Consider the following 24,895-nt stretch of genomic DNA (forward strand, 5'->3'; position numbering starts at 1 on the left):
AAGTTCCTCCTCCAGATAGTTAGGTACCTATCTATCTCCCTTCATTATATTAGGTACCTAACTAAAATGCAAAAGAAAAGAATGCGGCCGGGACATTTTTGTCCGCAACCACATTCTCTTTCATGTATGCATTCTATTCAATTACTGTTCAATGGCTGCTTTTTTTGCGTCTCTGCGGTCAGCCAACTCCATTTGGATTTCCGCCATGCGTTTGTCATCCAATTCATAGAATTTCATCGCAATCAGAGAGGCTACCCAACCCAAGATCATCATACCGACAAACAAGAACATCGTTACCCAGAAGATCTCTTCGCTCGGTGGCGTATCCACAGAAGGGAATACTTCTTTGAAGCCGATGTATGCCAATAGTATGCCGATGACTGTTTGTCCAAGAGAAGAAATCATTTTATCAACGAAGGAGAAGATTGTCCCCATCACACCGGGAGCGTAACGATCATTCTTGTATACTTCATAGTCTGTAATATCAGGAATCATCGGAATAACGATTCCTCCTGACACATTCCGCACGCCTGTCGCCAAAATGTACAAAGTAACGAATGCGATAGACATAGCGTTCATATCCGTCATGCGGATTTGCGACGGATCACCCAGCCAAAGCAACAGGAACATTGCGGCATAGAGAGCGATACACATCCAAGTAGATACAACGAGTGCTTTTTTCGAACCAAATTTACGGGCATAGCGCGTTCCGATTTGGATCAGGATCAACACGGGAATCATCGTGATAGCTGAAATGGAACCAAAGACACCGTAATCACCGATAAGAATACCGAACAGCATGACCATTACGATGGAATTTGTAGAAACAGTTGAAGCCAACTTATCAGTTGATGCAGCTACGATAAGCATCTGTAACGGGCGGTTGCCTTTGATGATGTTGAACATATCTTTCAACTTGATAGGTTCTTGTACACCACCTGTACCAAAATTTTCAGTTCTGTCATGTTCCCATAGACCTGCTACAGCAATTGCCGTCATAACACCGGAAGCGATGACTACAGTGATGACAAATTCATGGAAGAAAGATTCTGTGAAGCCGCCATGTTTGGGTACCATGTAATTCGACACATACATTGCAGCACCCGCAAACAATAATGACGTATAGGACATGTCAAATGTCGAAAACAAAGGACGCTGTTCCGGATCATTTGTCAAAACCGTTTGGCCAGCTTTTGTGCAGGCCGTTTGGAACGTATAGCCAACGATATAGACCAGATAGAGGATAATGAAGTAAATTAGGCGCATATTTTCAGGAACCAAGTGTGTCGTGAAGAACATCAATAAGGTAATGATCGTCATTACCACCCACCCCATAATCATGAAAGGCCTGAATTTACCCATTTTTCCGTCTGTCTTATCGATCCACAACCCGATGATTGGATCAGTGATTCCGTCCCACATACGGCTCATCGTAATCAGAGTGGATACAATGACTGTCCCCAAACCAACGACTCCTGTAGCGTAATAGGATACGAACATCATCAAATATAAAAATATGTTTGTTGCAGTGTTGTTCAGTGCAAATGCACCAATCTGCCATGTTTTTGCACGTCTGTAACGGGACTCTTGTCTTGCTTTAACTTCTTTTACTGTAGTTTCCAAATGAATACCTCCAATTTTGTATTTCTTCTAACTCTAAACTCCCCAAATAATAGCGGTTACATAACGAAATCTAATTACCCCAACGGTCATCTTAATTGCCTGCTCACACCCTTCCTCCAAAACAAAAGTATCCTGTTTTTATGAAACAAAATATAATTTCCTATTTCGATACAAAGTATCATATTGCAAAACCAACATTTGATATACATAACTTTATATTAAAAGCGCTACCAAATCAATGTAACGCTTACATTATTGTTGTATGTTTTTTAAATGTTCAAATCTTCGTAACATACCATTGACCTTAAGTCTTTTGGTCGTAATTCTCTTGACTGAAAATGCAGTGGCGGATATTTCATTAATGGAGGTTGGCAATTACTCTTGTACCGATTTATCTATGGAACAAAAAAAACAGACCGCATAGTGGCCTGTTTCTTCATTATTCCGAATGGAAAATATCTTCCGCGCGGTTCGTGCGTTTGCGCCACCGGAATTGCTTGGCTTTTTTCGGTGCCGAAATGTCTGCCTGGAGCTGGCGTTCTTTGGCTTCCCGCAGCAGGAACAGATATTTCGCTTCCGCAATCTTCTCAAAAATACGCAACTCTTCAGGCAAATCATAGGCATTCTGTTGCAGTTGGGCCAAGGTCGTGTAATGTTGATGGATGTCGCGGATCAAATCAATCAACTTTTCGTCGTATTGCTGCTTTAAGTGTCCCTGCTTCTTGCTTGCGCTGTTTAAATGGAATGCCATCTTTTTCCTTGTTCCCCCCGTTTTTGCTGCCTTTGTTACAGTTCTCGGCGTCCATCGATGGCACGAAAGAGCGTCATCTCATCCGCATATTCGATATCGCTGCCGACAGCCAGTCCGTAGGCAAGACGCGTCACTTTGATGCCCGCCGGTTTGATCAAGCGCGAAAGGTACATCGCCGTCGCTTCCCCTTCGGCTGTCGCATTTGTCGCGATGATGATCTCCTTGACTGTTTCGTCCTGTAGCCGTTTTATCAGGCTGGCGATGTTCAGATCTTCAGGTCCAGTCCCCTCCATCGGCGAAAGCACCCCGTTCAACACATGGTATCGACCGTGGTACTCACGGATTTTCTCCATAGACATGACATCGCGGGGATTTTCGACCACCAGGATGATGGACGCGTCCCGCGTCGTGTCCGAACAGATATTACACGGATCTGTTTCGGTAATATTACCGCAGATGGCACATTGGTGTAAATCCCTTTTTGAACGAATCAGCGCGTCCGCGAACGCGAGCACAGCCTCCTCATCCATGTCCAGACAGAAAAAAGCCAATCGGGCGGCCGTTTTTTGTCCGATGCCCGGCAATTTCATGAAACTTTCGATTAATTTAGCTATGGGTTCTGGATATTGCATCTCGAAAAATCCCCTTCTCTTCTCTCAAAAGAAACGAGGCTGGGACTAAAGTCAACACTGCCCGACTTGTCTCACCCTCGCTCCCCTCATTCATTTTGGTTATTACTTGCGGCCTGGCTTAGAAGCCTGGGATCGCATTGGCAAATTTGCCCAATTTCGCTTTCGTTGCTTCATCAATCTTGCTTAATGCGTCATTCGTCGCCATCAGGATCAGATCCTGCAGCATTTCCACATCTTCCGGGTCGACCACTTCGGGTGCGATGACAACATCAGTGACTTTTTTGTCCCCTGTCATCGTGATTTTGACCAGATCATTGGATGCCGCGCCGACAAACTCCGTTACGTTCAGTTGTGCTTGCGTCTGCTCCAATTCTTTTTGCATTTTTTGCATTTGTTTCATCATGCCTTGCATATTTCCCATTCCGCCTCGCATTGTATGACTCCCTCTCTGTGTGTGTATTTTATTTTTTTCATAGCTTGTATTTATTTCGAACGCCGTCAGTCCTCGACGACCGTTACAACTTCGTCTCCGAAAAGGCTCAACGCCTGATCGACGACTTCTTGTTCCTTTTGTTCCTCTATCACGATTGGATCGGTCTCGACCGAAAAATCATCGGCGAAATTTCCGGGGTGATAGTCACCGCGATAGCCATCTTCCATTTCCGGCATCGGTGGTTCCGGCGGCAAATCCAGATCGACAGGTTTATCTTTATCGCCAGTTGCCGAAGCAGGCTGTTTCGGAGCAGCCGATGGTACCGGAGCCTGCTTCGGAGCGGCTTGTTTCAGTTCGCCATCGGATTCGGCAGCAAGGCTGCCGTTCCGGTTCTGGATGTAGTTGCGTCGCACCGATGTCCATTGCTCTTCCGTCAAACACACCAATTCGCCGGGACGCTGCAGCATCCGCTGCGTTGCTGCATCCACAGCCGCCTGCAGTTCCGCATCTTCCGTCGCTTTTTGGCAAAGGATATCATACTGGAACGACAGGATGAAACTGGTCGGACTCGCTGCCACCGGATTGGCTTGCTTCAGGACAGCACGCTGGGTAACCGAGAGAACATCCAGGATATCCGTCCAGAAATCACGGACGCGGGCAAGATCTTGCTTCGTCGCCTCACCCAAAATCTGGTACGTCCGCCCCATATTGGGCTTGAATCCGGCAGACGTGTTCGACTGGCGGGCCGTTTCTTTCTTGGCAGGCGCCGCTTTGGCACCCTCCTGCGAAACAGTCAGATTCCCGGAAGCGATCAGTTCCTGCAGCTTCGCGAGTTCCTTTTTGACGAGTTCCAACTCGTGCGCCAGCCGCTGGACTTCTCCGTTCGGCGCCGCTTGTGCGCTCGGAACTGCGGCCGTTGCATGAGCATGCGCCTTGGATTGAGACAGCTTCACCGCCAACACTTCCAGATAGATGTCCGGTTGCGTCGAGAAACGCATCTCGCCTTGGGTCTCGTTGAAGGCCTCGATCATCTCGTAGAGGAACGTTGCCGGCGCCTCTTGCGAAAAAGTCTGGAAAGCTTCACTGTATTGTTGCGTATTGTCGGCAAAGGCCTTGCCTTTTGTTTGTTGGTAGACCAGCACATCCCGCGCAAACAGGATCATCTCCTCAAGGAAACGGCCAGCCTCTTTGCCGGCACTCAGAATTTCCTGCAGCAGTTGCAGTGCCGATTCCGTCTCTTCATGCAGCAACGCGCTTGAGAAGGAAATCATCATTTCTTCCGTCAGACTGCCGGAAACTTTCACCGCATTTTCGAAAGTGACCGCATCCGATCCGTAAGAAATGATCTGATCGAGCAAGCTGAGTGCATCCCGCATCCCGCCGTTCGCGGAGCGCGCGATGACATGCAGCGCCTGCTCATCGTAGCCGATCTTCTCCTCCTGCAGGATGTAGGCCATCCGGTTGATGATGTCCTGATAGGAAATACGTTTGAAGTCAAACCGTTGCGTTCTGGAAATAATCGTCAACGGGATCTTGTGCGGCTCCGTCGTCGCCAAAATGAAGATGACATTTTCCGGCGGCTCCTCCAGCGTCTTCAGAAGCGCGTTGAAGGCACCAGTCGAGAGCATGTGCACCTCATCGATAATGTAAACTTTATAGTCGGCTTGGGTCGGGGCATAACGCGCTTTGTCGCGGATATCCCGGATTTCCTCCACACCGTTGTTGCTGGCGGCATCGATTTCGATGACATCGTTCAAGCGTCCCTCGGTGATGGCACGGCACGTTTCGCATTCGTTGCACGGTTCCCCGTCGACGCGATGGTGGCAGTTGATGGCTTTCGCAAAAATCTTGGCTGCACTCGTCTTACCCGTTCCCCGCGGCCCGGTAAAAAGGTAAGCATGGCTCGTTTTCCCCTGTATTAAGGCATTCTTCAACGTCTGCGTGACCGCTTCCTGACCTGCGATGTCTCCGAACCGCTGCGGGCGCCAAACCCGATATAGTGCTTGATAGCTCATCCTTTTCCCTCTTTCACTTTTGCTTCGTCCATCTATTATAAGGGAAAAGCAGGAAAATAGGAAGGCGCGGCTCTATGGCTTTCGGGTGGAATATAAGCTTGTATTTTGCTTTCTTTAGAAGGCGATTCAGCTCAAATAAAAGAATTAAATAATAATGATTGACAAAAAGTAAGTTAGGCATTATAGTAAATCCATCAAGTATTTCGAATTCGTATTAATTAAATTTGTGATATTATTCCGGAAAAAATAAAATTCAAATAAAAACGATAATAAAGGGGAAAATGAACATGACAGCATTTTGGGATTTGGGCAAGGTTGCCTTGAAAGTCAATGATCTTAAGAAAATGACGCAATTTTATCAGGAAGCAATTGGCTTGGATTTAATGGAAGAAAAGGAAAATTCGGTTGTGTTGGGGGTTGCTGCGGGCAACACGCCTTTAGTGGAGCTGATCCAACTCGCTGCCCCCTCCAACCGCAAACGGACAACCGGACTTTTCCACTTGGCGATTCTTTTACCGACTCGCGCAGATTTGGGATCCATCCTTTATCATTTGTTGACGAAAAAATATGCCATTGATGGAGCGAGTGACCACGGCTACAGCGAAGCGATTTACTTAAACGATCCAGAAGGCAATGGCATCGAAATCTACCGCGACAAAGAGATGTCGGATTGGGATATCCGTCCGGATGGCAAAATCGAAGGCGTTACCGAAGCGATGGACGCTGATGGCGTAATCGGCGCGATGGTCAAAATTTATGATGGCATCCCTTCCGGCTCCATAATGGGACACGTCCATTTGACCGTTCACGATCTGGTCGAAACGCAACAATTTTACCAAAACGTACTCGGTATTTCATTGAAGTCAGACTTCTTCGGGCAAGCAAAATTCTTCGCCGCCGGAAACTATCACCATCACATCGGTTCGAATATGTGGGCTGGAAAACAGTTACCCGCCGCTGAAAAGAGCCAACCCGGTTTGGCCTACTTCACTTGGGTAGTTGCCGACAACACTGCCTATGAAGCGCTGAAAAGCAGACTGGTTCAGGCAGAAGTTTCGTTTGAAGAAGCGGACAACGCCCTTATTTTCAAAGACAACAGCGGCATCGAGATCCATGCGGTCATTCATCAATAATAGTCATTTATTTATCATCCAAAAAAGCGCGACCGGCGGATATTCCTGCCGGTTGCGCTTTTTTTGGATATAGTCGAAAAAAATACCAAATCAAAAAGTTTTTCGAGTATACCCTAGGTTACGGGAAGTGTGAGAGGTACGCATTGAGATTCATCAAACAATTTTTTCGTTTTTTTGAAAGATTACTTTTACTTTCATCAGCAATTCATCGATTAGTTTTTCTGGTACGGTTTCAACATAGCTATACTTCCTCGCGTTGTAATCGATTGTTACTAGTTGATCCAGCAAAACTTTTCCTGAAGACTCTGTGCCTCTTAATGGCACATACAAAGGATAATTGCGTTCTGTATTTGAAATGGGAGCGAATACAGCCACATTAGCATAGTCACTGACCCCATGATAGCTCAAACAGATATACGGTCTGTATCCTTGCTGCTCGTGCCCTTGTTTTGGGTCTAAATTAATTTTAACAATATCTCCTTGTTTTACCATTTCTCATTCCCCACTGGCGAAAGGTTTTGTAATTCTGAAGTGAATTTTTCTCCGTCGTACCCTTTGAACAGTTCTTGAAAAGTCAGGTCCTTTTCGGCTTTGGTCAACACAATCGAATGATTGACAATTTCTACATTCAGTTCATCATCTTTCTCTACTTCCAGTGCTTCCAATACACTTTTTGGCAAGCGTATTGCGTGACTGTTCCCCCATTGTTTGACAGGTAATTGCAGCATCATAAATCCTCCTTTCTTTGAGTTCATCTTACCACCAAAGTATCTACTTTGTATACACATCTACTTGCCTTTTTTAATTACGAGCAATGGAAGAAGTTTATACAGAAGCGGTAGACGACGAGCTACAATTTATTCAGCAGTAATTTCAGCAACATGGAGAGGAATCGATTGAGCAGCAGCTTTATCAGTTCTTAACGGAACATAAAGAACGCTTTCTGACGAATCCGAACACAAAACTGATGCTGACTATTTCTTTTCTTGTACCGGATGAGATGCATGAAGATGTTATGCAAAAAATCTATAAATATATAGAGATATTGACTGCAACGTTAGGATCTCGCTTTGCAAAACAACCATTTCGTATCAGAGCGAAAGAGTGTGCGCTAGCTTTTGTCACATTGTTGGATGGCCTGGACGTTCAATTAGTCTATGAAGATAGCCAAAGGTATGAAGAATTACAAGCAATAGTCTGGGATATCTTCTGGAAAGGTATCAGTCTGTGATACTGGGGAAAACAGCCACTCCAATCAGCAGATATTCCACTGATACTCCTAAGCTATGAACGCGATCATCTAAAAAAACTAAGACGCTAACCCTGCCCTACAGGATTAGCGTCTTAGTTTTTTTAGATTTCAGATACGAAGACTTTTGTCCCAGCTCCGTTCGGATTTATTCAGCAAGATAGCTTTCATATGAAGAGCCGGTAATCTCTCAAAGGATTACTTATAAGTGTCTTCCAATTTCCCCATCCACAAGCCAAGTGCTAAGCCGGCAAAGAAGAGCAAGAGAACGACAGCATAATTAAGGAAGGTGAAGCCGCTGTATAGTTCCAATGAGGGAGCAATGATGGTGGTGGAGGCAATCACCACGCCGAACACAAAATGGAAGACTGTCGCATACGCAATGTTCAGTAAGTACCGTACCGCTTTGGCAAAAAGAAAAATGCAGAGAACAGCTCCGATGGCCACGGGAATCAAGATCGAAAAATCAAGCAGGCGAATGCCTTCTGTCAGAGGCTGGTACAAATTCAGATAAATTAAAAAGTTTGAGGGGCTCAAGCCAGGGACAATGAAACCAGAAGCAAAAATGGCACCCGCTAGTAACCAGGTGAAGAAATTTTGACCCACATGCAGATTGAGATTCTCATTGGACCAGAACAGAATGAAAAACATGACAATGGCAACCGTTAACGCTAGTATGATATGCCCACGCGTGCGTCCATGCTTGCCCGCTTCCCGGTAAAGCGAAGGAAGCGTTCCGATGATGGCTCCTATGAAAGCCCACAATACATGGACGGGATAATACTGCAGCCCGTAGTCCAAGGGATAGGCCAGTACGAAGACGCCCAAGATTCCCCCTACCCCAACCGGCAAGAAGTACATAACCCGTTTGACAAAATCATTCGTGATATCCGAGAGAAAGACAATCAATGGTTCGTATAAGCCAAAAACAGCCGCAAGTGCGCCACCGCTGACTCCCGGAAGGATAGCCCCCGACCCGATCATCATCCCTTTCATCATCCTAAGCAACCAGTCAATCACTTGAATCCTACTTTGTTCTTTATGCGTTTTCATGAACCAAATTCCCCTTTATTTTTAAAAGTTTCTATAATTATCCTATTTCATCAAACACGTGCATCTCTTTAAAAATTCCAGAGGCACGCTGCCCCATCTCTCGTTCCCACTTCTGCTGATCTTTTCATCCTATAAGCGTACATGGAGAATCAACATAAGTCCAATTATTTTAAAAATAATAGACTTTTCTTAAAGATTTGGGAACTTTTGCTGGAATCTGGATAGCTATTTCATTATACAAGCTTTTCATCCACAACAAAAGCACCATCTGGAGGGTTACTTTTATTGTGGATGGGATAAGGTAAAGATGGTTGGGTATTAAAGGAAAACCAATGGCAGAACCAGCCCGTTCCCTTCCTTGCGAATATTTTTTTCCGGACGGTGGAATACCGACAGGGGAGCGGATTGATAAGTTGCTACTTTCGCAGGTGTTGGAAAACGAAGAGCAGTGTCCAGAAAATGGTTCATTTCTGGACACTGCTTTTTTGGTATGATTTTTCTCTAAATGATCTGAAATACGTGTCCATAAACCTGTCACAAATTCTATGTCCAATTAATCACCTTAGATGAAGTTATGGTACAATTAAATAAAAAAAGAAGGTGATTTTTTGAAAATTGGATATGCGCGCGTTTCTACGGGTTTACAGAATTTGGATCTCCAGGAAGATAGTCTGGAAAAATTTGGCTGTGAGAAAGTTTTTACAGATCACATGAGTGGCGCAAAGAGCAATCGCCCGGGATTAGAAACAGCGATTGAATTTGTTCGATCAGGGGATACACTCGTTGTTTGGCGATTAGATCGGCTTGGACGGAATATGGAAGACTTGATTACGATCGTCAATCGCTTGAACAATCGCGGTGTTAGTTTTCACAGCTTACAAGAAAATATCACGATGGATAAATCAAGCTCGACTGGTCAATTAATGTTCCATCTGTTTGCAGCATTTGCGGAATTTGAGCGAAATCTGATTCTGGAACGATCTGCAGCCGGCCGTGCAGCGGCACGGGCACGAGGTAGATTTGGTGGACGCCCTGAAAAGTTAAGCAAGAGTGACTTGGAACTTATGAAGACGTTGATTGATAATGGAACGCCTATTAAAACAATTGCCGAACGATGGAATGTTTCCCGTACAACCATTTATCGTTATCTCAATAAATTAGAGGGAATGAATACAAAAAGGCCGTAGGTCCATCAACACTTAATATTTTAGAGCCAAAAAATAATTTGAATGTATCACAAATTATTTTTTTAGCTGTCTAGCTTAATTTTACAATCGGCGTTGTATATTTAAGAGAGAACATAATTGGGAGGTAGAGAAAATGAATAATAAAGGATCCTCTGTCAGAAGTATTATACTTCGCTATATAAATAATCATAAAAAGCAGGACAATAATTACTTTATTGCGCAAGAGATTTTAAAAAATTTCGTAAACATTCCTCAGATGACAATATATGACTTATCAGAGAAATGTTTTGTTTCAACATCGGCTATTTCCCGTTTTATTCGTTTGATTGATTTTTCTTCCTATACAAATTTTAAATATGCTGTGGAAAAGGAAATTGATATTGTTAGTGACTATTCCAAAAGGCTAACAGAGATTTCTACAGGAAAGCCTGATGATTTTATCAATGAGTATATAGAAAATCTTCTTACTAATTTGAAGTATGCTAAAAAACATATTGCTGTTTCACAAATTGAAACAGTGGTGTCAGCTATTCATTCAGCAGAAAATGTTGCCGTTTTTGGTTTGGAATTTGCTGCTTTTATGGGTCAGCATTTCCAGAGTAAAATGGCAAGTATGGATAAAATCGTGCAAATCAGTTTTACAATGACAGAACAATTGAGAATCGTAGAAGAAATAAAGCCTAATAGTTTAGCATTGATTTTTTCTATGGAGGGTGGATTTTTCTATTTTAATGAAAAAGTTATCTCTGGTTTAAAGAAAAAGAATATCAAAATTATTGCATTTACTTTTAAAAGTTCAGCGATTATTGAGCGAAGTGCGGATGAAATTGTCGTTTGTGGAGAAGTCAATGACAATACTGAAGGACGAATCTCGATCTTATATATGATGGAGTTGCTTATTTATTATTATATGAGAACAATTTATTTGACTACTTAGTTTCATATTTTGAAACAAGGCATCTGGATTTGAAATCAGAGGCCTTTTTTTGCTGTCGTGCCAGTAAATTCATCATGCTATCATTTACTTGTAAAGAAAGGACGGATGCATGAATGGTTAAGAATGATTTTTATTGGGGCGCATCGACCTCAGCATTTCAAGTAGAAGGAGGTTTTGGAGAAGGGGGCAAAGGCGTTGCAACAACAGATGTCCGAAAAGTACCTGAGGGAATTGCTGATTCAAAAATTGCATCGGATCATTATCACCACATGTTGGAAGATATTGATCTTATGGAAGAATTGGGAATTAACCTTTACCGGTTTTCATTTAATTGGACACGGGTAATGGGAGACGGAATGGAGCCCAATCAAGAAGGAATTAAGTTTTATAACCAATTAATAGATGCATGTATTGAGAAAGGAATTACACCATTTCCTACACTTTATCATTTTGAAATGCCACAAGCCCTTGTTACAGAATTTGGTGGGTGGAAGTCGAGAAAATGTATAGATCGATTTGTGGAATATGCAGAGGTTTGTTTTCAAAACTTCGGTGACCGGGTCAAACTGTGGGGAACAATTAACGAGCAGCTAATTGTAAGCGCAGCCTCAGATTTAAATGGTAACCACGAAACGAATACAGAGGAAAAAATGAAACAAATGTATCAAATGAGCTATCACATGTCATTAGCAGAAAAAAAAGTAATCCAATGTTTTAGAGAAATTGTAAAGGATGGAAAAATCGGTCCGATTTGTTCCATGCAGGTCGTTTATCCTGAAACACCATCACCAGAAAACATTTTGGCTTCAAAAAATGCAGAGGATTTTCTACAAAATTGCTTTCTCGATATGTCAGTAAATGGGGAGTATCCTAAAAGTTACAGCAATTATTTAAATAAAAAAGGTTGGTATCCGGAAATGGAACCAGAAGATCAAAGGATTTTACTAAATTACAAGCCTGATATAATTGGTATTAATTATTATTCTAGTACCTGCATACGCGCTGTGAAAACTGATGAAGATACGAGTAAGTTACCACCATTCTATCGTAATGAGCTGTTTACATTGGGAGTGAATCCTCATTTAATCAAAACGAAATGGATGGAATTCGGTATCGATCCTGAGGGGCTTTATATAGGGATGCGCACAATTTATGAAAAATACAAATTGCCAATGATTGTCACTGAAAATGGCCTAGCTTATTCTGATGTTCTTGAAGATGGAAAGATTCATGATGATTATAGAATTGATTATTTAGAAAATCATATCGCACAATGTGAACGCTTCATTGAGGAAGGATATCCTTTATTGGGATATAGTCCGTGGTCTTTATTAGATCTCGTTAGTTCACATCAGGGCTTTAAAAAGCGTTATGGTCTTATTTATGTGGATAGAACAGATACTGATTTGAAAGAATGCAGTAGAATTCCAAAAGACAGTTTCTATTGGTACAAAAAGAGAATCTTTAACCAATAAGTTGAAATAATAGACATGGAAAATGAAAATTGTTTTGCAAACTGGCTCTGGGTAGATTGGTTTAGTAAAAAAATTCGGATGACTCCAATTTTCTTACTTAAGGGAGAAAAAGTAAAAGTTTTATTTACAAGAGATTTGGTAAAGGAAGGAATGGAATAAATGACAAAATTTATTGCTAGATTAACAGCTGTATCTGAGAAAATTGCTAACAATACCTTGTTGCAGATTATAACTGGTGCTTTTATGATGATGCTACCAATTACTATGACAGGAGGATTTGCAGGACTTTTTAATGGTATTTCCTATGAACCATATCAAAAAATTTTAACTTCATTTGGTATTAAGCCAATATTGTCAGTAATTTACCAGTGGACATCTGGTACGATTGGTTTATATCTTGCATTTTTAGTTGCCTATTCATTTGCACAGAAAAAAGATATTTCCAGTTCAAAGCTTATTGTAGGGATTACTTCATTTATTTGTTTTTTTATCATTACACCATACACAGTACCGTCAGAACCATTTGCAACGAGTTCTTTACCGCTTAATTGGTTAGGTAGTTCTGGTATGTTCAGCTCGATTCTTGTCGCTTTCATTGTAGGTTCAATTTTCGTTTTGTGTAAAAAATACCATTTGGGAATTAAGTTACCGGATCAGGTTCCAGCATATATTGCCGAACAATTTACGGCGTTAATTCCAGTTATTCTTTCCACAATTGTATTCGGGTTAATTAGTTATAGTTTTTCAATCACCTCATTTGGCTCATTTCATCAGTTTGTCTACACATTAATTGGAACACCTCTGAATGCTTTAGGATCTAATATTTGGGGGCTTTGGATCCTCCAAATTATCATGTATGGTCTATGGTTTTTTGGTATTCATGGAGGAATGACAATTGGTCCCGTTCTTATGACATTGTTTATACAACTACAATTGGAAAATTTGACAGCGTATCAAGCAGGAAAACCGTTGCCTCATATGTTTAGTGGAGATACTCTCAGTTTTGGTACTGGATCTCTCCCATTGTTAGTAGCTATCTTGATTTTTGCTAAATCAGAAGTGAATCGTTCAATTGGGAAACTTAGTTTAGTACCAGCTATTTTCGGAGTTGATGAACCAGCATACTTTGGAATCCCCATGATTTTAAATCCAATCTTTTTCATTCCTTGGGTTCTCATCGCGCCAACATTATCTGTAATTGGAACGCATTTCTTAAAAGTAGTTGGTCTTCTAGGATATAGTACAGGAGCAGGTGGACAAAATACTGCGAGTTTACCATTTTTTATTGGAAATTGGGTAAATTACGGACTTCAAGGCTTAATCTGGGGGTTCATATTATTTGTAATTGTCACTATCTCTTATATTCCATTTGTGAAAGCTTACGATAAACAGAAATTTGATGAAGAAAACTCAAAAACTACAAAATAAGGTGGAGAAAAATGAAACTTTTGATTCAAAGTGATGACTTTGGGATAACTCGAGCTGTTTCACAGGGCTGTATTTTTGGAATTCAAAATGGTGTCATAAAAAATACAGGAATGTTTACCAACATGCCATGGATTGAAGAATGTGTGTTTTTGTTGAAGCCATATATAAGTGATATTGCTTTTGGTATTGACTTAAACTTGTCAACTGGATCTTCTTTATTATCGCATTCTGTTATCCCAAATTTAACAAAATTAAACGGTCAATTTTTAACAAGCTATGAAAATCGTCAGTTAGATTGTGAGGAAAATGGGTTTGATCACTTAGCAGATTTTAGTGGGCAAGTATATGATGAATTTAAAGCGCAAATTGAAAAATACATTCAGTTAGTGGGAAAAAAGCCAGACTATATTCACAACCATGCGTATGGGACAGCAACTATCGATACAGTAACAAAAAGACTAGCTAAGGAGTATGATGTCATTTGCACATTGCAATTGATGGAAAAAAATGTGGTGAAGCAAGCTGGAATGGGATGGTATATGCCCGGTGATGCCCAAAGCCAATTGAGCGGAAATCTCACAAACTATATTATTGAAGATAAAGGTAAACTAATCGGCTCAGAATATGGGTATCTAATTTCTCATTGTGGTTATCTAGATGCTGAAATTTTTCAGCTCTCAAGTTTCAATACTTGCCGAGCTATGGACTTACAAGCGTTAACCAGCAATGACGTTAAAGAGTGGATTGAAAATAATCAAATTGAGTTGATTACTTTTAAAGAATTGCCAGAAAGTTGGAAGAGATGAGGTTTTGATACTTCCTCATCTAGGGAATTACAATATGATAAAATCTCATTTTTTTGATGAAAATCATGAATAACTAAGATTACAAGGTTCGACTTGCCAAGTAAAAATCTAATTTTATAGAATAGATAATAACGTCAGGGAAGCAAGGTTATGATTTGTTTTTTTAAATAAAAAGGGTGGACATTATGATTGAACTGTAAGCCCGAAATATAAAAAAAATAGAGGCTGGGACAAAACCCCACTGAATAATAAAAATAGACGCGAGCTTACCTAAGTTGGGTAAGCTCGTGCCTATTTTTTTATCCTCCTACGGAGGTTTCTGGTAAACAAAAAGGATACCTTTTGATAGAATTAAAGTAACGACACAATAATCGATCGGAGGTATCCTTATGTTTAAACATTATACTATGAACCAAGTCGTTTTGCCGTAAGCTGTCAGCAATGGACTTTTTATATTGCAGCGTTGTGTAGTTTTCTTCTGAAAAACTCTGTACTTTTATGTTGCACTAAATATCTGGATTCAGTATTTGGGGAATTTATTTAAAAATCATCATTATTTGAATGCTTTAACAATATTTTGAGAAGCTTGTTTTATGGCAGTTACTTCATCAGTATCCTTAGAATTTCGTATATTTGACCAACGTAATTGTGAAGACATATCAGTTTTTATGTTCAACTTTTCCTCATAAATAATACCGTCTAAATCTTGGTATTTTATTTCACCAATAACCGTTTCATTGAAGTGAGGATCCATACTTGTAGTGAATTTTTGATTTGGAGCAATGATTCCACCAACTAATGATCCTAACTGATAAATATCATTTTTCTTGTCTAATTTGGAAGTAAAGGTTAAATCTAAAACTCTAGCAGCGCTTTTTCCAAAATTCTTAATGACAATATATTTTTCAAAATATACTGTATCTAAAGTTTCTATGTAAATCATAACATAGGGTCTGTTTGCGCTTAATATTGATTTTTCAGTCAACTGAATAGATTTTTTAGATTGATATAGAGCGACCAGCGCTATAGCTAAACTAATACATGAAATAAAAATTTGAATAAATTCTGATAGTGAAATATAAGGTTGAAGTAATTCAGTTATTTTTTCCATTGCAATAGTCTCCTCTATCAAAAATAGGTTATTTGATGTTTGTTTCTTTTTTATTGGGTTTGTCTCAAAGGTTACAGATTATATATATCTTTCTTAGATTAGACTCTATACCTCAGTGTTCAACTACATTTTTCTTTTGTTACGTGTCAAAGTACTTTTACTGATTCCGGTCATTTTTTCTACCTCTTTGTAGGAATGGTCCTTCAATAGGTTCATGGCTAGATTGATTTGTTGCTGATTGAATTTCTTTGGGCGCCCTTCCCGGAAATCGGGTTTCTGTTTAGCCAGTTCTTTCCCTTCCTGCGTACGATCCACAATCAGATCCCGTTCAAAATCCGCAAAAGCGCTGAAACTCGTGAAGATCAATCTTCCCGTGGACGTATTTTCAATAATCCCCAGATTCAGCACATTGATCCGCACGCCCTTCTCAAATAAGAGCTTGATTGTATTCAATGCGTCTTGTGTGCTGCGAGCCAAGCGATCCAACTTCGTCACAATCAAAGTATCCCCTGTTTCAATTTCCTGAAGGAGTTTTTGAAATTCGGGACGATCACTTTTTGTTCCGGTAATTTTCTCGAAGTAAACCCGATCGCAGCGTTCCTCCTCGAGTTGACGCAGCTGCCCTTCCAAATCTTGCTGGCGGGTACTCACCCGTGCATAGTCATATTTCATATTTTTTTACCCTCACCTTTAAACATAAGTTATGACACCTTTGTATCCCTTGATTTTACTAGAGCAAGGGAGCATAGTCATTACTCTTGAGTTATGGCTATGAAATATAAGATTCAGAGCTAGAGAATGCTACGAAGAATAAAAATGAAGGAAAGTTAGATAGAACGTGACTCATAAAGTTGACTCTTAAGAAGAGATAAGGCCGCTTTTTTCTTTTGAAAAGCGGCCTTCCTTATTTGTCTTGTAATCGATTATTTTGGAGATTACATTTCCTAGATATTAAATTCTTTGCTTGACTACGTACCGTGGTACATGGTTTATAATATAGAAAAGGATGTGATTGCATGGCTTATCGTATTAGTTCTTTTGCTGAAAAATGCGGTGTGAATAAGGAAACGATTCGGTATTACGAGAGAAAAAAATTACTACCAGAACCTGATCGAACCAATACCGGGTATCGATCCTATTCAGAAAAGGACATAAAACGGGTAAAATTTATTAAACATCTCCAAGAACTTGGCTTTTCTTTAAGTGAAATTTATAAATTGCTTGGTGTGGTGGATAAAGACAACGTTCGTTGTGAGGGTATGTTTGAATTTGTCTCAAAAAAAGAAAGAGAAGTTCAAAAACAAATAGAAGATTTGAAAAAGACGGAACACATGCTCAAAAATTTACGACGAAGATGTCCAGAGGAAAAGGAACTGTATGCGTGTCCTATCATAGATGAGCTAATAGAAAATTAAGGGGGAAACAAGAAAATGAATCAATTTAAAATGGGCATTCACGGCATGACTTGTACAGGGTGCGAAGAGCACATAGAAAAAGCGCTTGAAAGTATCGGAGCGACCAAGATTAAAGTTAATTTTCGTCGGAACGAGGCGGTGTTTCAATTGCCTGACGACTGTGCGATAGAAACTGCGATTAAAGCAGTGAAAGAAACAAATTATGAGCCCGGAGAAATAGAGAACTTATCTGCTCGAGAGCATGTGGTGTCAGTTAATAAAGAGGAATATGATTTGCTCATTATCGGTTCTGGCGGAGCTGCTTTTTCAGCAGCTATAAAAGCAGTCGAGTATGGAGCAAAGGTGGGCATGATTGAACGAGGAACGGTAGGCGGCACCTGTGTGAATACGGGGTGTGTTCCCTCAAAAACGCTTCTTAGAGCTGGAGAAATCAATCGATCCGCACACACGAATCCTTTTGAAGGATTACACACTTCTGCGGGAGAAGTAGAATTAGGTCGCTTAGGGAATCAAAAAAATGAACTAGTCAGTGATTTACGGAACCAAAAATACATTGATTTAATTGATGAGTATGGATTTGATTTAATTAAGGGAGAAGCACATTTTATCAATGAAAGTACTATTGAAGTGAACGGACAAGCATTTTCTGCCCACCGCTTTTTAATCGCAACCGGGGCTTCTCCCCTCATACCCGATACTCCAGGACTTGAACAAGTAGATTATCTGACTAGCACAACTCTTCTTGAACTTAAAAAAGTCCCAAAACGCTTAACCGTTATTGGATCGGGTTATATCGGAAGAGAACTCGGACAGCTCTTCCATAATCTGGGTTCAGAAGTTACCCTAATTCAAAGAAGCAAGCAATTCTTAAAAGAGTATGACCCTGAGATTTCTGAAGCAATGGAGAAATCTCTCATCGAACAAGGAATAAAACTCATTTCTGGAGCAGCTTATGAGCGAGTGGAGCAAGACGGAGAGATTAAAAAAGTCCATATTATTGTAAACGACAAGAAAAAGATTATTGAGTCAGACCAGCTACTAATCAGCACAGGAAGAACGCCCAATACTGAAGCATTGAACTTAAGTGCAGCAGGAGTTAAAGTTGGAGCCCACAACGAAATCAAAATAAATGATTTTGGTGAGACAAGCAATGAAAAGATCTATGCAGCGGGAGATGTCACATTAGGGCCTCAATTCGTCTACGTGGCTGCCTATGAAGGAGGAATTGTTGCAGACAATGCGATTGGTGGGTTAAATAAAAAAATCGATTTAACAGTGGTCCCTGGTGTTACGTTTACAAGTCCCGGATTCGCAACCGTTGGTTTAACAGAAAAGAAAGCGAAAGAAAAAGGATATGAAATTAAAACGTCTGTGTTGCCGTTAAAAAATGTTGCTAGAGCGCTTGTAAACCATGACACGGCAGGTGTAATTAAACTTGTAGTTGATGGAAAAACGCGAAAAATTCTGGGAGTGCATGTGGTCGCTGACAATGCAGGGGAAGTTATTTACGCAGCCACTTTAGCCGTTAAATTCGGATTGACCGTAGACGACTTAAAAGAAACGCTTGCACCTTACTTAACAATGGCAGAAGGCTTAAAATTGGCAGCCTTAGCGTTTGACAAAGACGTATCAAAATTATCCTGTTGTGCAGGATAAAGTTGCTTTTTTAATAAGTAAATTACCCGAAAAAAGCGAAAAATATAATAAAAAGGCTATTCCTGATGCATGAAAATCAGGATAGCCTTTTTTGTATGGTAGATTTACTTTGCGTTTGCAAGGCCAAAAATTGACTAGCCATCCTGTCCACGAATACCAAACTGCTCGAAGAGGAAATTTTACGCCTATATGGAAATCATTTGGATACAGTGCGCTTCTTTAAGATGGCGAAATCACACGTAGATTTGGACAAAGAATTTCAGTACTGCAATTACGATGCGATGGTTTACCCACACAACGATTGTCTTCACGCGCTACATTATGATCGCCCTCCGTACCCGTGAAGAGAAGGATTCCCGGACCATCGGTCTGCTTTTAACTGGAAGATATCCGATTTGCAGAGGCAATCTTGTTAGTCTTGAACTGCCTGAAGGCATCTCTTACAACTGAACCTGCTATATCCGAAAAAATAGTTCAATCGCTTCTGGATAAGTTCTTCCGTAATATGCCTGCCTTTCTGAAGCGAGCCTTTAATCAGGCTATTAGCGGTCTGTCAAGGGCTTTAGCGGCATAACTATATCGGTAGAAATGTTTTTATATCAAGGATTAACCTTGATTTTTATGGTGCGAAAGTTGAGTTAATATGAAACTTCTTGTACAGCAAGCTACTCAATATTCCAAAATTGGCGCCAATGCATGATTTCGCATGTGTTTGCTTAACTGAACAATCTCATATATTTCATTAACTGCTTGCTCATTCATTCCAAGCTGGTTTGCAATTTCATGAGCGGTTAATCCCTTTTGCTGACCAAAGAGTATCAAATCAATCTTAAGGTAATCCATCTCAAAATAACTCATATATTTATCTGTTACTCCAGGTAAAATATCTGGATTTGGAGAACGATGTAATATTTCCAAGGGCACTTCTAAGAATTCTGCTAACTGAAGAATATGGCTTCGATATATATTTTTCATAGGCATGATATCAGCACAATCATCTATTCCGTATTTGCAGAAGAGCCCAACCATATCCTCCGTTTTATGTGCAGAACCAGCGACCATATAGTTGTTCTCTTCAGCAAATTTATAAGCTACCAGAACCCTCGCTCTTTGTTTAGAAGTGATTTTTGCAATCATCTTCCTTTTCCACGGATTGAGCTTTCCTTTGAGTGAATCTAAATAATCTTCTTTTTGTGAACGCCCACTCTTATACACTATTTTATTTACAATATCTTTCCAAAATGCGCGGCCTGATATTACAGACAAAAGAAAATCAGAAGTTCCCACCCCCCTTAAAATAGGGCTAATACTAATTTTTACTGTTTCTATGCCAAGGTGTTTGCTGATCATTCGACCATAATAATCAGCTTCAGGATTCCCCCATCTTTCAGGAAGCATCAAACCTTTGACCTTATCATTGCCAATAGCACGCGTACAAAGTGCAGCCGTTACACTGGAGTCCAGTCCTCCTGAAATAGGAACTACAATACCATCTCGATATGACTCGGAAAATTTTTCATTTATGAAATCTTCAATTTCCTTGCACCATTGTTGAGCATCAATTTGAAAAACATCTTTAGTTAGCTTCATATGTTCATTCATAACTTCTCCTCCATGATAAAGCTTCTTCTCTCAACATTTTTTACAATGTTAGATACTTTTAGTAGTCATTACACGTATTATATTTAAAAATGCCATGACAGCAACTCCCGCGTCTGCAGATACTGCTTCCCACATTGATGTTACGCTTGAGGCCCCAAGCACAAGGAATATAGCCTTAACTCCTAATGCAAAAATAATATTCTGCATTACAATGTTCTTTGTTCTTCTGTATAGGTTGAGACTTGCTCGAGGATACTAAATACGTGAATGTCATCTAGACTGTAAATCATAATTTTCCGTCTCTTCTTACTTTTACTGAACATGAACCTTTCAAAGTTTTTAACTGATGAGAAACAGTAGACTGTTGCATGTCTAAGGAAAGTGCAATACGAGTTCTTTATTCTGTAAAAGAAAAAAACGATAATCTTGTTGGATCGCTGATAATCTTAAATAATTTGCTTATTGATTGAATAGTCTCTCAATCTAACGGAGAAGGTAATGATGTTTCCATATAGTTTTAACTCCTTCACAGGAGGGTTTGTTCATATCCTCTATTTTTTCAATATTTTCTTCTTTTGTTGGTATTCTTCATCCGATAGTTCTCCTTTTGCATAACGCTGATTAAGGATTTCAAGTGCCTCATCCCGGCTATTTGAAGTTGTGCCAGCATTACTGCCTCCTTGGACTAGCTTCATCACCGCGTATACGATAATAACGATTAAGATTACCAGGATAATCATCATGAAAATTCCCCAACCGCCCATCATGTCATAACCATAATAATTCATCATTTTTCCCGCTCCCCTTCTGTTAATGTTCGGAAATCACTTGTTCCAGTTCGCCATGCCAATCATGGTGCCAGACTTCTCCAGTAAGATCATTGACACTCAGCATCCCGATTACTTTGTCGTCCTTCATGATATGAAATGTGTAATAGCCATAAAACGCATGCCCTTCACCCGGAACCGAAAAAGCTTCACCTAGCTGGCTTTTCACGAAATCGTCCGCGATTTTGACGGCCTCTGTTCGGGCCACAGTTGCCGTATACGTTGTGTTCGCATTGTAGAGGAATGATCCGCCCATCATCATGCTGTATTTTTCGTTCCACATCATGTTGGGACCCGGTTCGGGGTAAATCTGTCCCGTATAAGGATTGACCAAAATTTCCATTGCCCCTCTGCCGGTGTCTGTCTCTTCCACCGAAACGTAGTAATCTGCATCTTGGAAGACAAAAATATCCGCCACTTGAAGGTTATTTCCGTAACCCTTCAAATAATTTTCGACATCCGACAGAATCTGTTCGGGCGTCAATTTCTCATTGCTGCTGTTCTGAATCTGGTTGCTGTTGACTCTGCCGCCCATCATGCCGCCGTTGTAATATCCTTGATTGTATAAGACTGTATCAGCACTTTTTGCGAACATAAACAACCAAATGCTGTACCCAATCAGGATAGCAATTGCACCAAACAGGATTACACCCCAGACTAATTGATGTTTGTTTTTCATATCCTGCCCTACTTTCTTCGCTAAACCTTTAAAGCGATTCTAGATCGGCACCTATTATTGAGACCTTTTGATAACTGATGCTTACTGAGACCTGTGTCGACAAAATACATCCCTATATTGTTAATTATAGTTCCTTGGATTTCTAAACGCCAATTCTAATCCTTATTTTTATTGAATGCGTAATCTCTATAATTAGATAATTTATCTTCCAATCCTTTTATATCTTAAAATAAAAATTAATCCGATGTCTGTTAAACTGTTTCTTTCTGATATTCCATAAATCAAATTCAGCCTTTACAACAAATGCAATTGATGTAATTTCAGACTCGCCGAATCTCCAAAAGCACCCTCATTACCTTGGCAAATGGTCAGTATGGCGTCATTTCTCTCTACATCCACTTGTAAGATACATGGAGCATAGACCTCCTTAAAAATAAGAGCGCAATCTGCGAGGAACGCAAATACCTGACCTGACAGTATATTATCTATTAGGTCAGGTATTTGTTATAGAATTTAAAAAATACACTTGCTACTTATTTTGGCCGTTTTTTTATGAGGCATAGAAAATAGCCACCTTGACTTTTTAAGCTGGGAAATTATAAAGATAATGGGTGCAAAAATAAAAAGGGGAACTTCTTTTTTATTTAAAGAAGTCCCCTCTTGCTAGCATAATCTACTTTTTGAGGATTCTCATAGCATTTAAAACGGCTATGACAGTTACCCCTACATCCGCAAAGACAGCTTCCCACATCGTGGCCACACCGAAGGCACCCATAATGAGGAATAATCCTTTCACCCCAAGGGCAAAGAAGATATTTTGCCATACAATGCGACGGGTATCCTTGGCCACCTGCATGGCAGTAGCAATCTTAGAGATTTTGTCATCCATGATCACAACATCCGCGGCCTCAATTGCCGCGTCTGACCCCAGGCCACCCATGGCAATACCGATATCAGAGCGAGCCAGTACTGGAGTGTCGTTGATTCCATCTCCTACGAAAGCAACTTTCTCATTTTTTTCTTTACGAGAAAGGATTTCTTCAAATTTTACTACTTTGTCTTGAGGAAGCAACTCACTATAAACTTCCGTAATGCCTAGTTTCTTAGCTACTGCTTCTCCAACTTTTTTGGAATCCCCGGTTAGCATAATAATATTTTTGATTCCTAAGTTTTTCATTGCAGCAATGCTTTCAATGGCATCTTCTTTGATTGCGTCAGCAATCAATAAATGCCCCATATACACTCCATCAACAGCTAGATAAACGATTGTTCCGATTTCTTTTACTTCCTCAAAATTAATCGAGAATTTTTCCATTAGATGGGCATTTCCTGCCAACGCTTCTTTTCCGTCAATAGTGGCTTGAATTCCGTAACCAGCAATTTCATTATATGCCGTAATTCTTTCTTCGTGAATCTCTCTTCCATACTGTTCTTTAATGGAATCAGCTATTGGGTGAGTAGAATGAGCTTCTGCGTAAGCAGCTAACTCAAGTAACTGCTGTGAATTGATTCCATTCTTTGGTTCTATAGCAGTTAGTTCAAATTTCCCTTTTGTTAATGTACCTGTTTTGTCCATCACTACATACTTGAGGTCGTTCAAACCTTCCAGGAAATTACTGCCTTTCACTAAAATTCCTTTTCGAGAAGCAGAACCAATTCCGCCAAAAAACCCAACAGGGATGGAGACGACTAAAGCACAAGGACAAGAAATGACCAAAAAGATACTGGCTCTGTATATCCATTCATTAAAAGTAGCTCCTGGGAATACCAATGGCGGTACAACGGCCAACAAGAGCGCGGCCACCACGACAACGGGCGTATAGTAGCGAGCAAATTTGGTGATGAACTGCTCGGTGGGAGCTTTTCGCCCACTGGCATTCTCCACTAGATCCAAGATTTTTTTGACGGTGGATTCCGCAAAAGGTTTCTCCACCACTACTTTTAACACACCATTGCGATTGATAAAGCCACTAAGGACAGAATCACCAGGAGTCACGCTCCGCGGTACGGACTCCCCGGTCAAGGCGGACGTATCCATTGCGGAAGTCCCGTCCACTACCTTTCCGTCCAAGGGTACTTTTTCACCCGGGCGGACCAGAATGATATCGCCCACCTTGATGGTTTCCGGTGCGACCTTCTCGATCCCGTTTCCTGTATCCAAATTCGCATAATCGGGACGGATATCCATCAGGTCCGCAATCGAGCGACGCGACTTCGAAAGAGCGACTTCCTGGAACACTTCCCCTACTTGATAGAAAAGCATAACCGCAACAGCCTCCGGGTATTGCTGAATGTAGAAGGCACTAAGGGTCGCAATGGTCATCAGGAAGTTCTCATCAAAGACTTGTCCGTGGAAAATGTTCCGTATGGCACGCCATACGACATCATAACCTGCAATCAGATAGGCACTCACAAATAGGGTAACGGAAAGCCATCCTTCGAGCGGCAGGAAGATCCCGGCCAGCATGAGGGCGAACCCGAGTGCCAAACGAATAATGGTAGTCTTTAATTCGTCTCCTGTCCCTGTCTCCTCATCACGCTCTACTTGTTCCGGATTCTCAGAAAGCGCTACCCTTTGACTGTCCGCTCCAATGAGTTTACCGTCCGCCTTATTTTTCAAGACAATATCAGGTTCTAACTTGTTCACTTTTTGTTTCACTTGGGATAAGACAAGGTCTTCTCTTTCCTCTGTTACATCGAAACTCAATGTTTGCGTCATATAATTCACATTACTATTGGCAACGCCCGCCACTTGGGAGACGCCTCTTTCAACCTTGCTGGCACAGTTTGCGCAGTCGATCCCATCCAAGATCCACTCGTAGTGTTTTTTGTTTTCATCTATTAGATTTTTATCATTTCCTTGGGTGCCAACTTCGATCAATC

Annotated in this window: 25 protein-coding genes and 1 pseudogene; 10 read left to right on the top strand and 16 right to left on the bottom strand. The window is 40.8% G+C overall.

The genetic code is table 11. From position 1 onward, the window contains the following. Window positions 1-141: 141 nt before the first annotated feature. From ACKPCD_RS00750 to dnaX, 5 genes are all read right to left on the bottom strand, one after another. Complete coding sequence (locus ACKPCD_RS00750) at window positions 142-1,623, bottom strand: MFS transporter (RefSeq protein ID WP_321433725.1); 1,482 nt, start codon at window positions 1,621-1,623, stop codon at window positions 142-144. A gap of 439 nt (window positions 1,624-2,062) precedes the next feature. Continuing rightward, window positions 2,063-2,374 (bottom strand): YaaL family protein, encoded by a 312-nt coding sequence (locus ACKPCD_RS00755; RefSeq protein WP_068562352.1) that lies wholly within the window; start codon window positions 2,372-2,374, stop codon window positions 2,063-2,065. A gap of 35 nt (window positions 2,375-2,409) precedes the next feature. Then, entirely contained in the window at window positions 2,410-3,006 is a 597-nt protein-coding gene (gene recR / locus ACKPCD_RS00760; RefSeq protein ID WP_086988468.1) for a recombination mediator RecR, read from the bottom strand. Window positions 3,007-3,124: 118 nt separating this feature from the next. Further along, on the bottom strand, window positions 3,125-3,439 hold the full coding sequence (locus tag ACKPCD_RS00765) for a YbaB/EbfC family nucleoid-associated protein (protein ID WP_068562350.1): 315 nt from the start codon (window positions 3,437-3,439) through the stop codon (window positions 3,125-3,127). A 65-nt stretch (window positions 3,440-3,504) separates the two neighbouring features. Continuing rightward, window positions 3,505-5,454 carry a DNA polymerase III subunit gamma/tau gene (gene dnaX / locus ACKPCD_RS00770; RefSeq protein WP_321433726.1) on the bottom strand — a complete coding sequence of 650 codons (1,950 nt, stop codon included), beginning with the start codon at window positions 5,452-5,454 and terminating at the stop codon, window positions 3,505-3,507. A 287-nt stretch (window positions 5,455-5,741) separates the two neighbouring features. On the opposite strand from dnaX, the gene ACKPCD_RS00775 reads away from it, so the two are divergent. Beyond that, complete coding sequence (locus tag ACKPCD_RS00775; protein ID WP_321433727.1) at window positions 5,742-6,587, top strand: VOC family protein; 846 nt, start codon at window positions 5,742-5,744, stop codon at window positions 6,585-6,587. A 153-nt stretch (window positions 6,588-6,740) separates the two neighbouring features. On the opposite strand, the gene ACKPCD_RS00780 is transcribed toward ACKPCD_RS00775, so the two are convergent. Beyond that, window positions 6,741-7,079 carry a type II toxin-antitoxin system PemK/MazF family toxin gene (locus ACKPCD_RS00780; protein ID WP_068562347.1) on the bottom strand — a complete coding sequence of 113 codons (339 nt, stop codon included), beginning with the start codon at window positions 7,077-7,079 and terminating at the stop codon, window positions 6,741-6,743. Then, window positions 7,073-7,315, bottom strand: coding sequence for an AbrB/MazE/SpoVT family DNA-binding domain-containing protein (locus ACKPCD_RS00785; protein WP_086988471.1), 243 nt, complete (start codon window positions 7,313-7,315; stop codon window positions 7,073-7,075). Before ACKPCD_RS00785 ends, ACKPCD_RS00780 begins: the two co-directional genes overlap by 7 nt. A 287-nt stretch (window positions 7,316-7,602) precedes the next feature. Between ACKPCD_RS00785 and ACKPCD_RS00790 the strand changes: the two genes are divergently transcribed. Then, window positions 7,603-7,818: a hypothetical protein gene (locus tag ACKPCD_RS00790; RefSeq protein WP_147413860.1), complete on the top strand. Its 216-nt coding sequence runs from the start codon at window positions 7,603-7,605 to the stop codon at window positions 7,816-7,818. Window positions 7,819-8,034: 216 nt separating this feature from the next. Here the strand turns inward: ACKPCD_RS00790 and ACKPCD_RS00795 are convergent, their stop codons facing one another. Both ACKPCD_RS00795 and ACKPCD_RS00800 read right to left on the bottom strand, forming a co-directional pair. Beyond that, window positions 8,035-8,889 (bottom strand): DUF368 domain-containing protein, encoded by an 855-nt coding sequence (locus ACKPCD_RS00795; protein WP_068562345.1) that lies wholly within the window; start codon window positions 8,887-8,889, stop codon window positions 8,035-8,037. 169 nt (window positions 8,890-9,058) lie between these two features. Further along, complete coding sequence (locus ACKPCD_RS00800; protein ID WP_321433728.1) at window positions 9,059-9,442, bottom strand: hypothetical protein; 384 nt, start codon at window positions 9,440-9,442, stop codon at window positions 9,059-9,061. Between the two features lie 55 nt (window positions 9,443-9,497). Between ACKPCD_RS00800 and ACKPCD_RS00805 the strand changes: the two genes are divergently transcribed. From ACKPCD_RS00805 to ACKPCD_RS00830, 6 genes are all read left to right on the top strand, one after another. Next, window positions 9,498-10,076: a recombinase family protein gene (locus tag ACKPCD_RS00805; RefSeq protein ID WP_321433729.1), complete on the top strand. Its 579-nt coding sequence runs from the start codon at window positions 9,498-9,500 to the stop codon at window positions 10,074-10,076. Between the two features lie 133 nt (window positions 10,077-10,209). Next, on the top strand, window positions 10,210-11,013 hold the full coding sequence (locus tag ACKPCD_RS00810) for a MurR/RpiR family transcriptional regulator (protein WP_321433730.1): 804 nt from the start codon (window positions 10,210-10,212) through the stop codon (window positions 11,011-11,013). Between the two features lie 113 nt (window positions 11,014-11,126). Beyond that, window positions 11,127-12,488, top strand: a complete 1,362-nt coding sequence (locus ACKPCD_RS00815; protein ID WP_321433731.1) for a glycoside hydrolase family 1 protein — start codon at window positions 11,127-11,129, stop codon at window positions 12,486-12,488. 15 nt (window positions 12,489-12,503) lie between these two features. Beyond that, window positions 12,504-12,647: a hypothetical protein gene (locus ACKPCD_RS00820; protein ID WP_321433732.1), complete on the top strand. Its 144-nt coding sequence runs from the start codon at window positions 12,504-12,506 to the stop codon at window positions 12,645-12,647. Further along, window positions 12,648-13,916, top strand: a complete 1,269-nt coding sequence (locus ACKPCD_RS00825; protein WP_321433733.1) for a PTS sugar transporter subunit IIC — start codon at window positions 12,648-12,650, stop codon at window positions 13,914-13,916. Between the two features lie 11 nt (window positions 13,917-13,927). Next, window positions 13,928-14,722 carry a ChbG/HpnK family deacetylase gene (locus ACKPCD_RS00830; RefSeq protein ID WP_321433734.1) on the top strand — a complete coding sequence of 265 codons (795 nt, stop codon included), beginning with the start codon at window positions 13,928-13,930 and terminating at the stop codon, window positions 14,720-14,722. Between the two features lie 553 nt (window positions 14,723-15,275). Here the strand turns inward: ACKPCD_RS00830 and ACKPCD_RS00835 are convergent. Together ACKPCD_RS00835 and ACKPCD_RS00840 are read right to left on the bottom strand one after the other, a co-directional pair. After that, on the bottom strand, window positions 15,276-15,833 hold the full coding sequence (locus tag ACKPCD_RS00835) for a DUF8453 domain-containing protein (protein ID WP_321433735.1): 558 nt from the start codon (window positions 15,831-15,833) through the stop codon (window positions 15,276-15,278). A 123-nt stretch (window positions 15,834-15,956) separates the two neighbouring features. Continuing rightward, entirely contained in the window at window positions 15,957-16,505 is a 549-nt protein-coding gene (locus ACKPCD_RS00840; protein ID WP_321433736.1) for a recombinase family protein, read from the bottom strand. 344 nt (window positions 16,506-16,849) lie between these two features. Here ACKPCD_RS00840 and merR point away from each other — a divergent pair, with 344 nt between their 5' ends. Together merR and merA are read left to right on the top strand one after the other, a co-directional pair. Continuing rightward, on the top strand, window positions 16,850-17,248 hold the full coding sequence (merR, locus tag ACKPCD_RS00845; protein WP_068624608.1) for a mercury resistance transcriptional regulator MerR: 399 nt from the start codon (window positions 16,850-16,852) through the stop codon (window positions 17,246-17,248). Between the two features lie 15 nt (window positions 17,249-17,263). Next, window positions 17,264-18,904, top strand: coding sequence for a mercury(II) reductase (gene merA / locus ACKPCD_RS00850; protein WP_086988488.1), 1,641 nt, complete (start codon window positions 17,264-17,266; stop codon window positions 18,902-18,904). Between the two features lie 669 nt (window positions 18,905-19,573). Here the strand turns inward: merA and nadE are convergent. The 5 genes and pseudogenes from nadE to ACKPCD_RS00875 all read right to left on the bottom strand — a co-directional run bounded on the left by nadE (window position 19,574) and on the right by ACKPCD_RS00875 (window position 24,854). Next, on the bottom strand, window positions 19,574-20,506 hold the full coding sequence (nadE, locus tag ACKPCD_RS00855) for an NAD(+) synthase (protein ID WP_086988489.1): 933 nt from the start codon (window positions 20,504-20,506) through the stop codon (window positions 19,574-19,576). A 206-nt stretch (window positions 20,507-20,712) separates the two neighbouring features. Next, window positions 20,713-20,978: pseudogene (locus ACKPCD_RS00860) on the bottom strand (ArsR/SmtB family transcription factor). Window positions 20,979-21,057: 79 nt separating this feature from the next. Then, window positions 21,058-21,297: an SHOCT domain-containing protein gene (locus ACKPCD_RS00865; RefSeq protein WP_086988490.1), complete on the bottom strand. Its 240-nt coding sequence runs from the start codon at window positions 21,295-21,297 to the stop codon at window positions 21,058-21,060. 19 nt (window positions 21,298-21,316) lie between these two features. Further along, entirely contained in the window at window positions 21,317-22,012 is a 696-nt protein-coding gene (locus ACKPCD_RS00870; RefSeq protein ID WP_086988491.1) for a PepSY domain-containing protein, read from the bottom strand. A gap of 673 nt (window positions 22,013-22,685) precedes the next feature. Then, window positions 22,686-24,854, bottom strand: a complete 2,169-nt coding sequence (locus ACKPCD_RS00875) for a heavy metal translocating P-type ATPase (RefSeq protein WP_321434519.1) — start codon at window positions 24,852-24,854, stop codon at window positions 22,686-22,688. Window positions 24,855-24,895: the final 41 nt, after the last annotated feature.

The sequence above is a fragment of the Trichococcus flocculiformis genome (genome assembly GCF_963662535.1).
GTDB classification, from domain to species: domain Bacteria; phylum Bacillota; class Bacilli; order Lactobacillales; family Aerococcaceae; genus Trichococcus; species Trichococcus flocculiformis.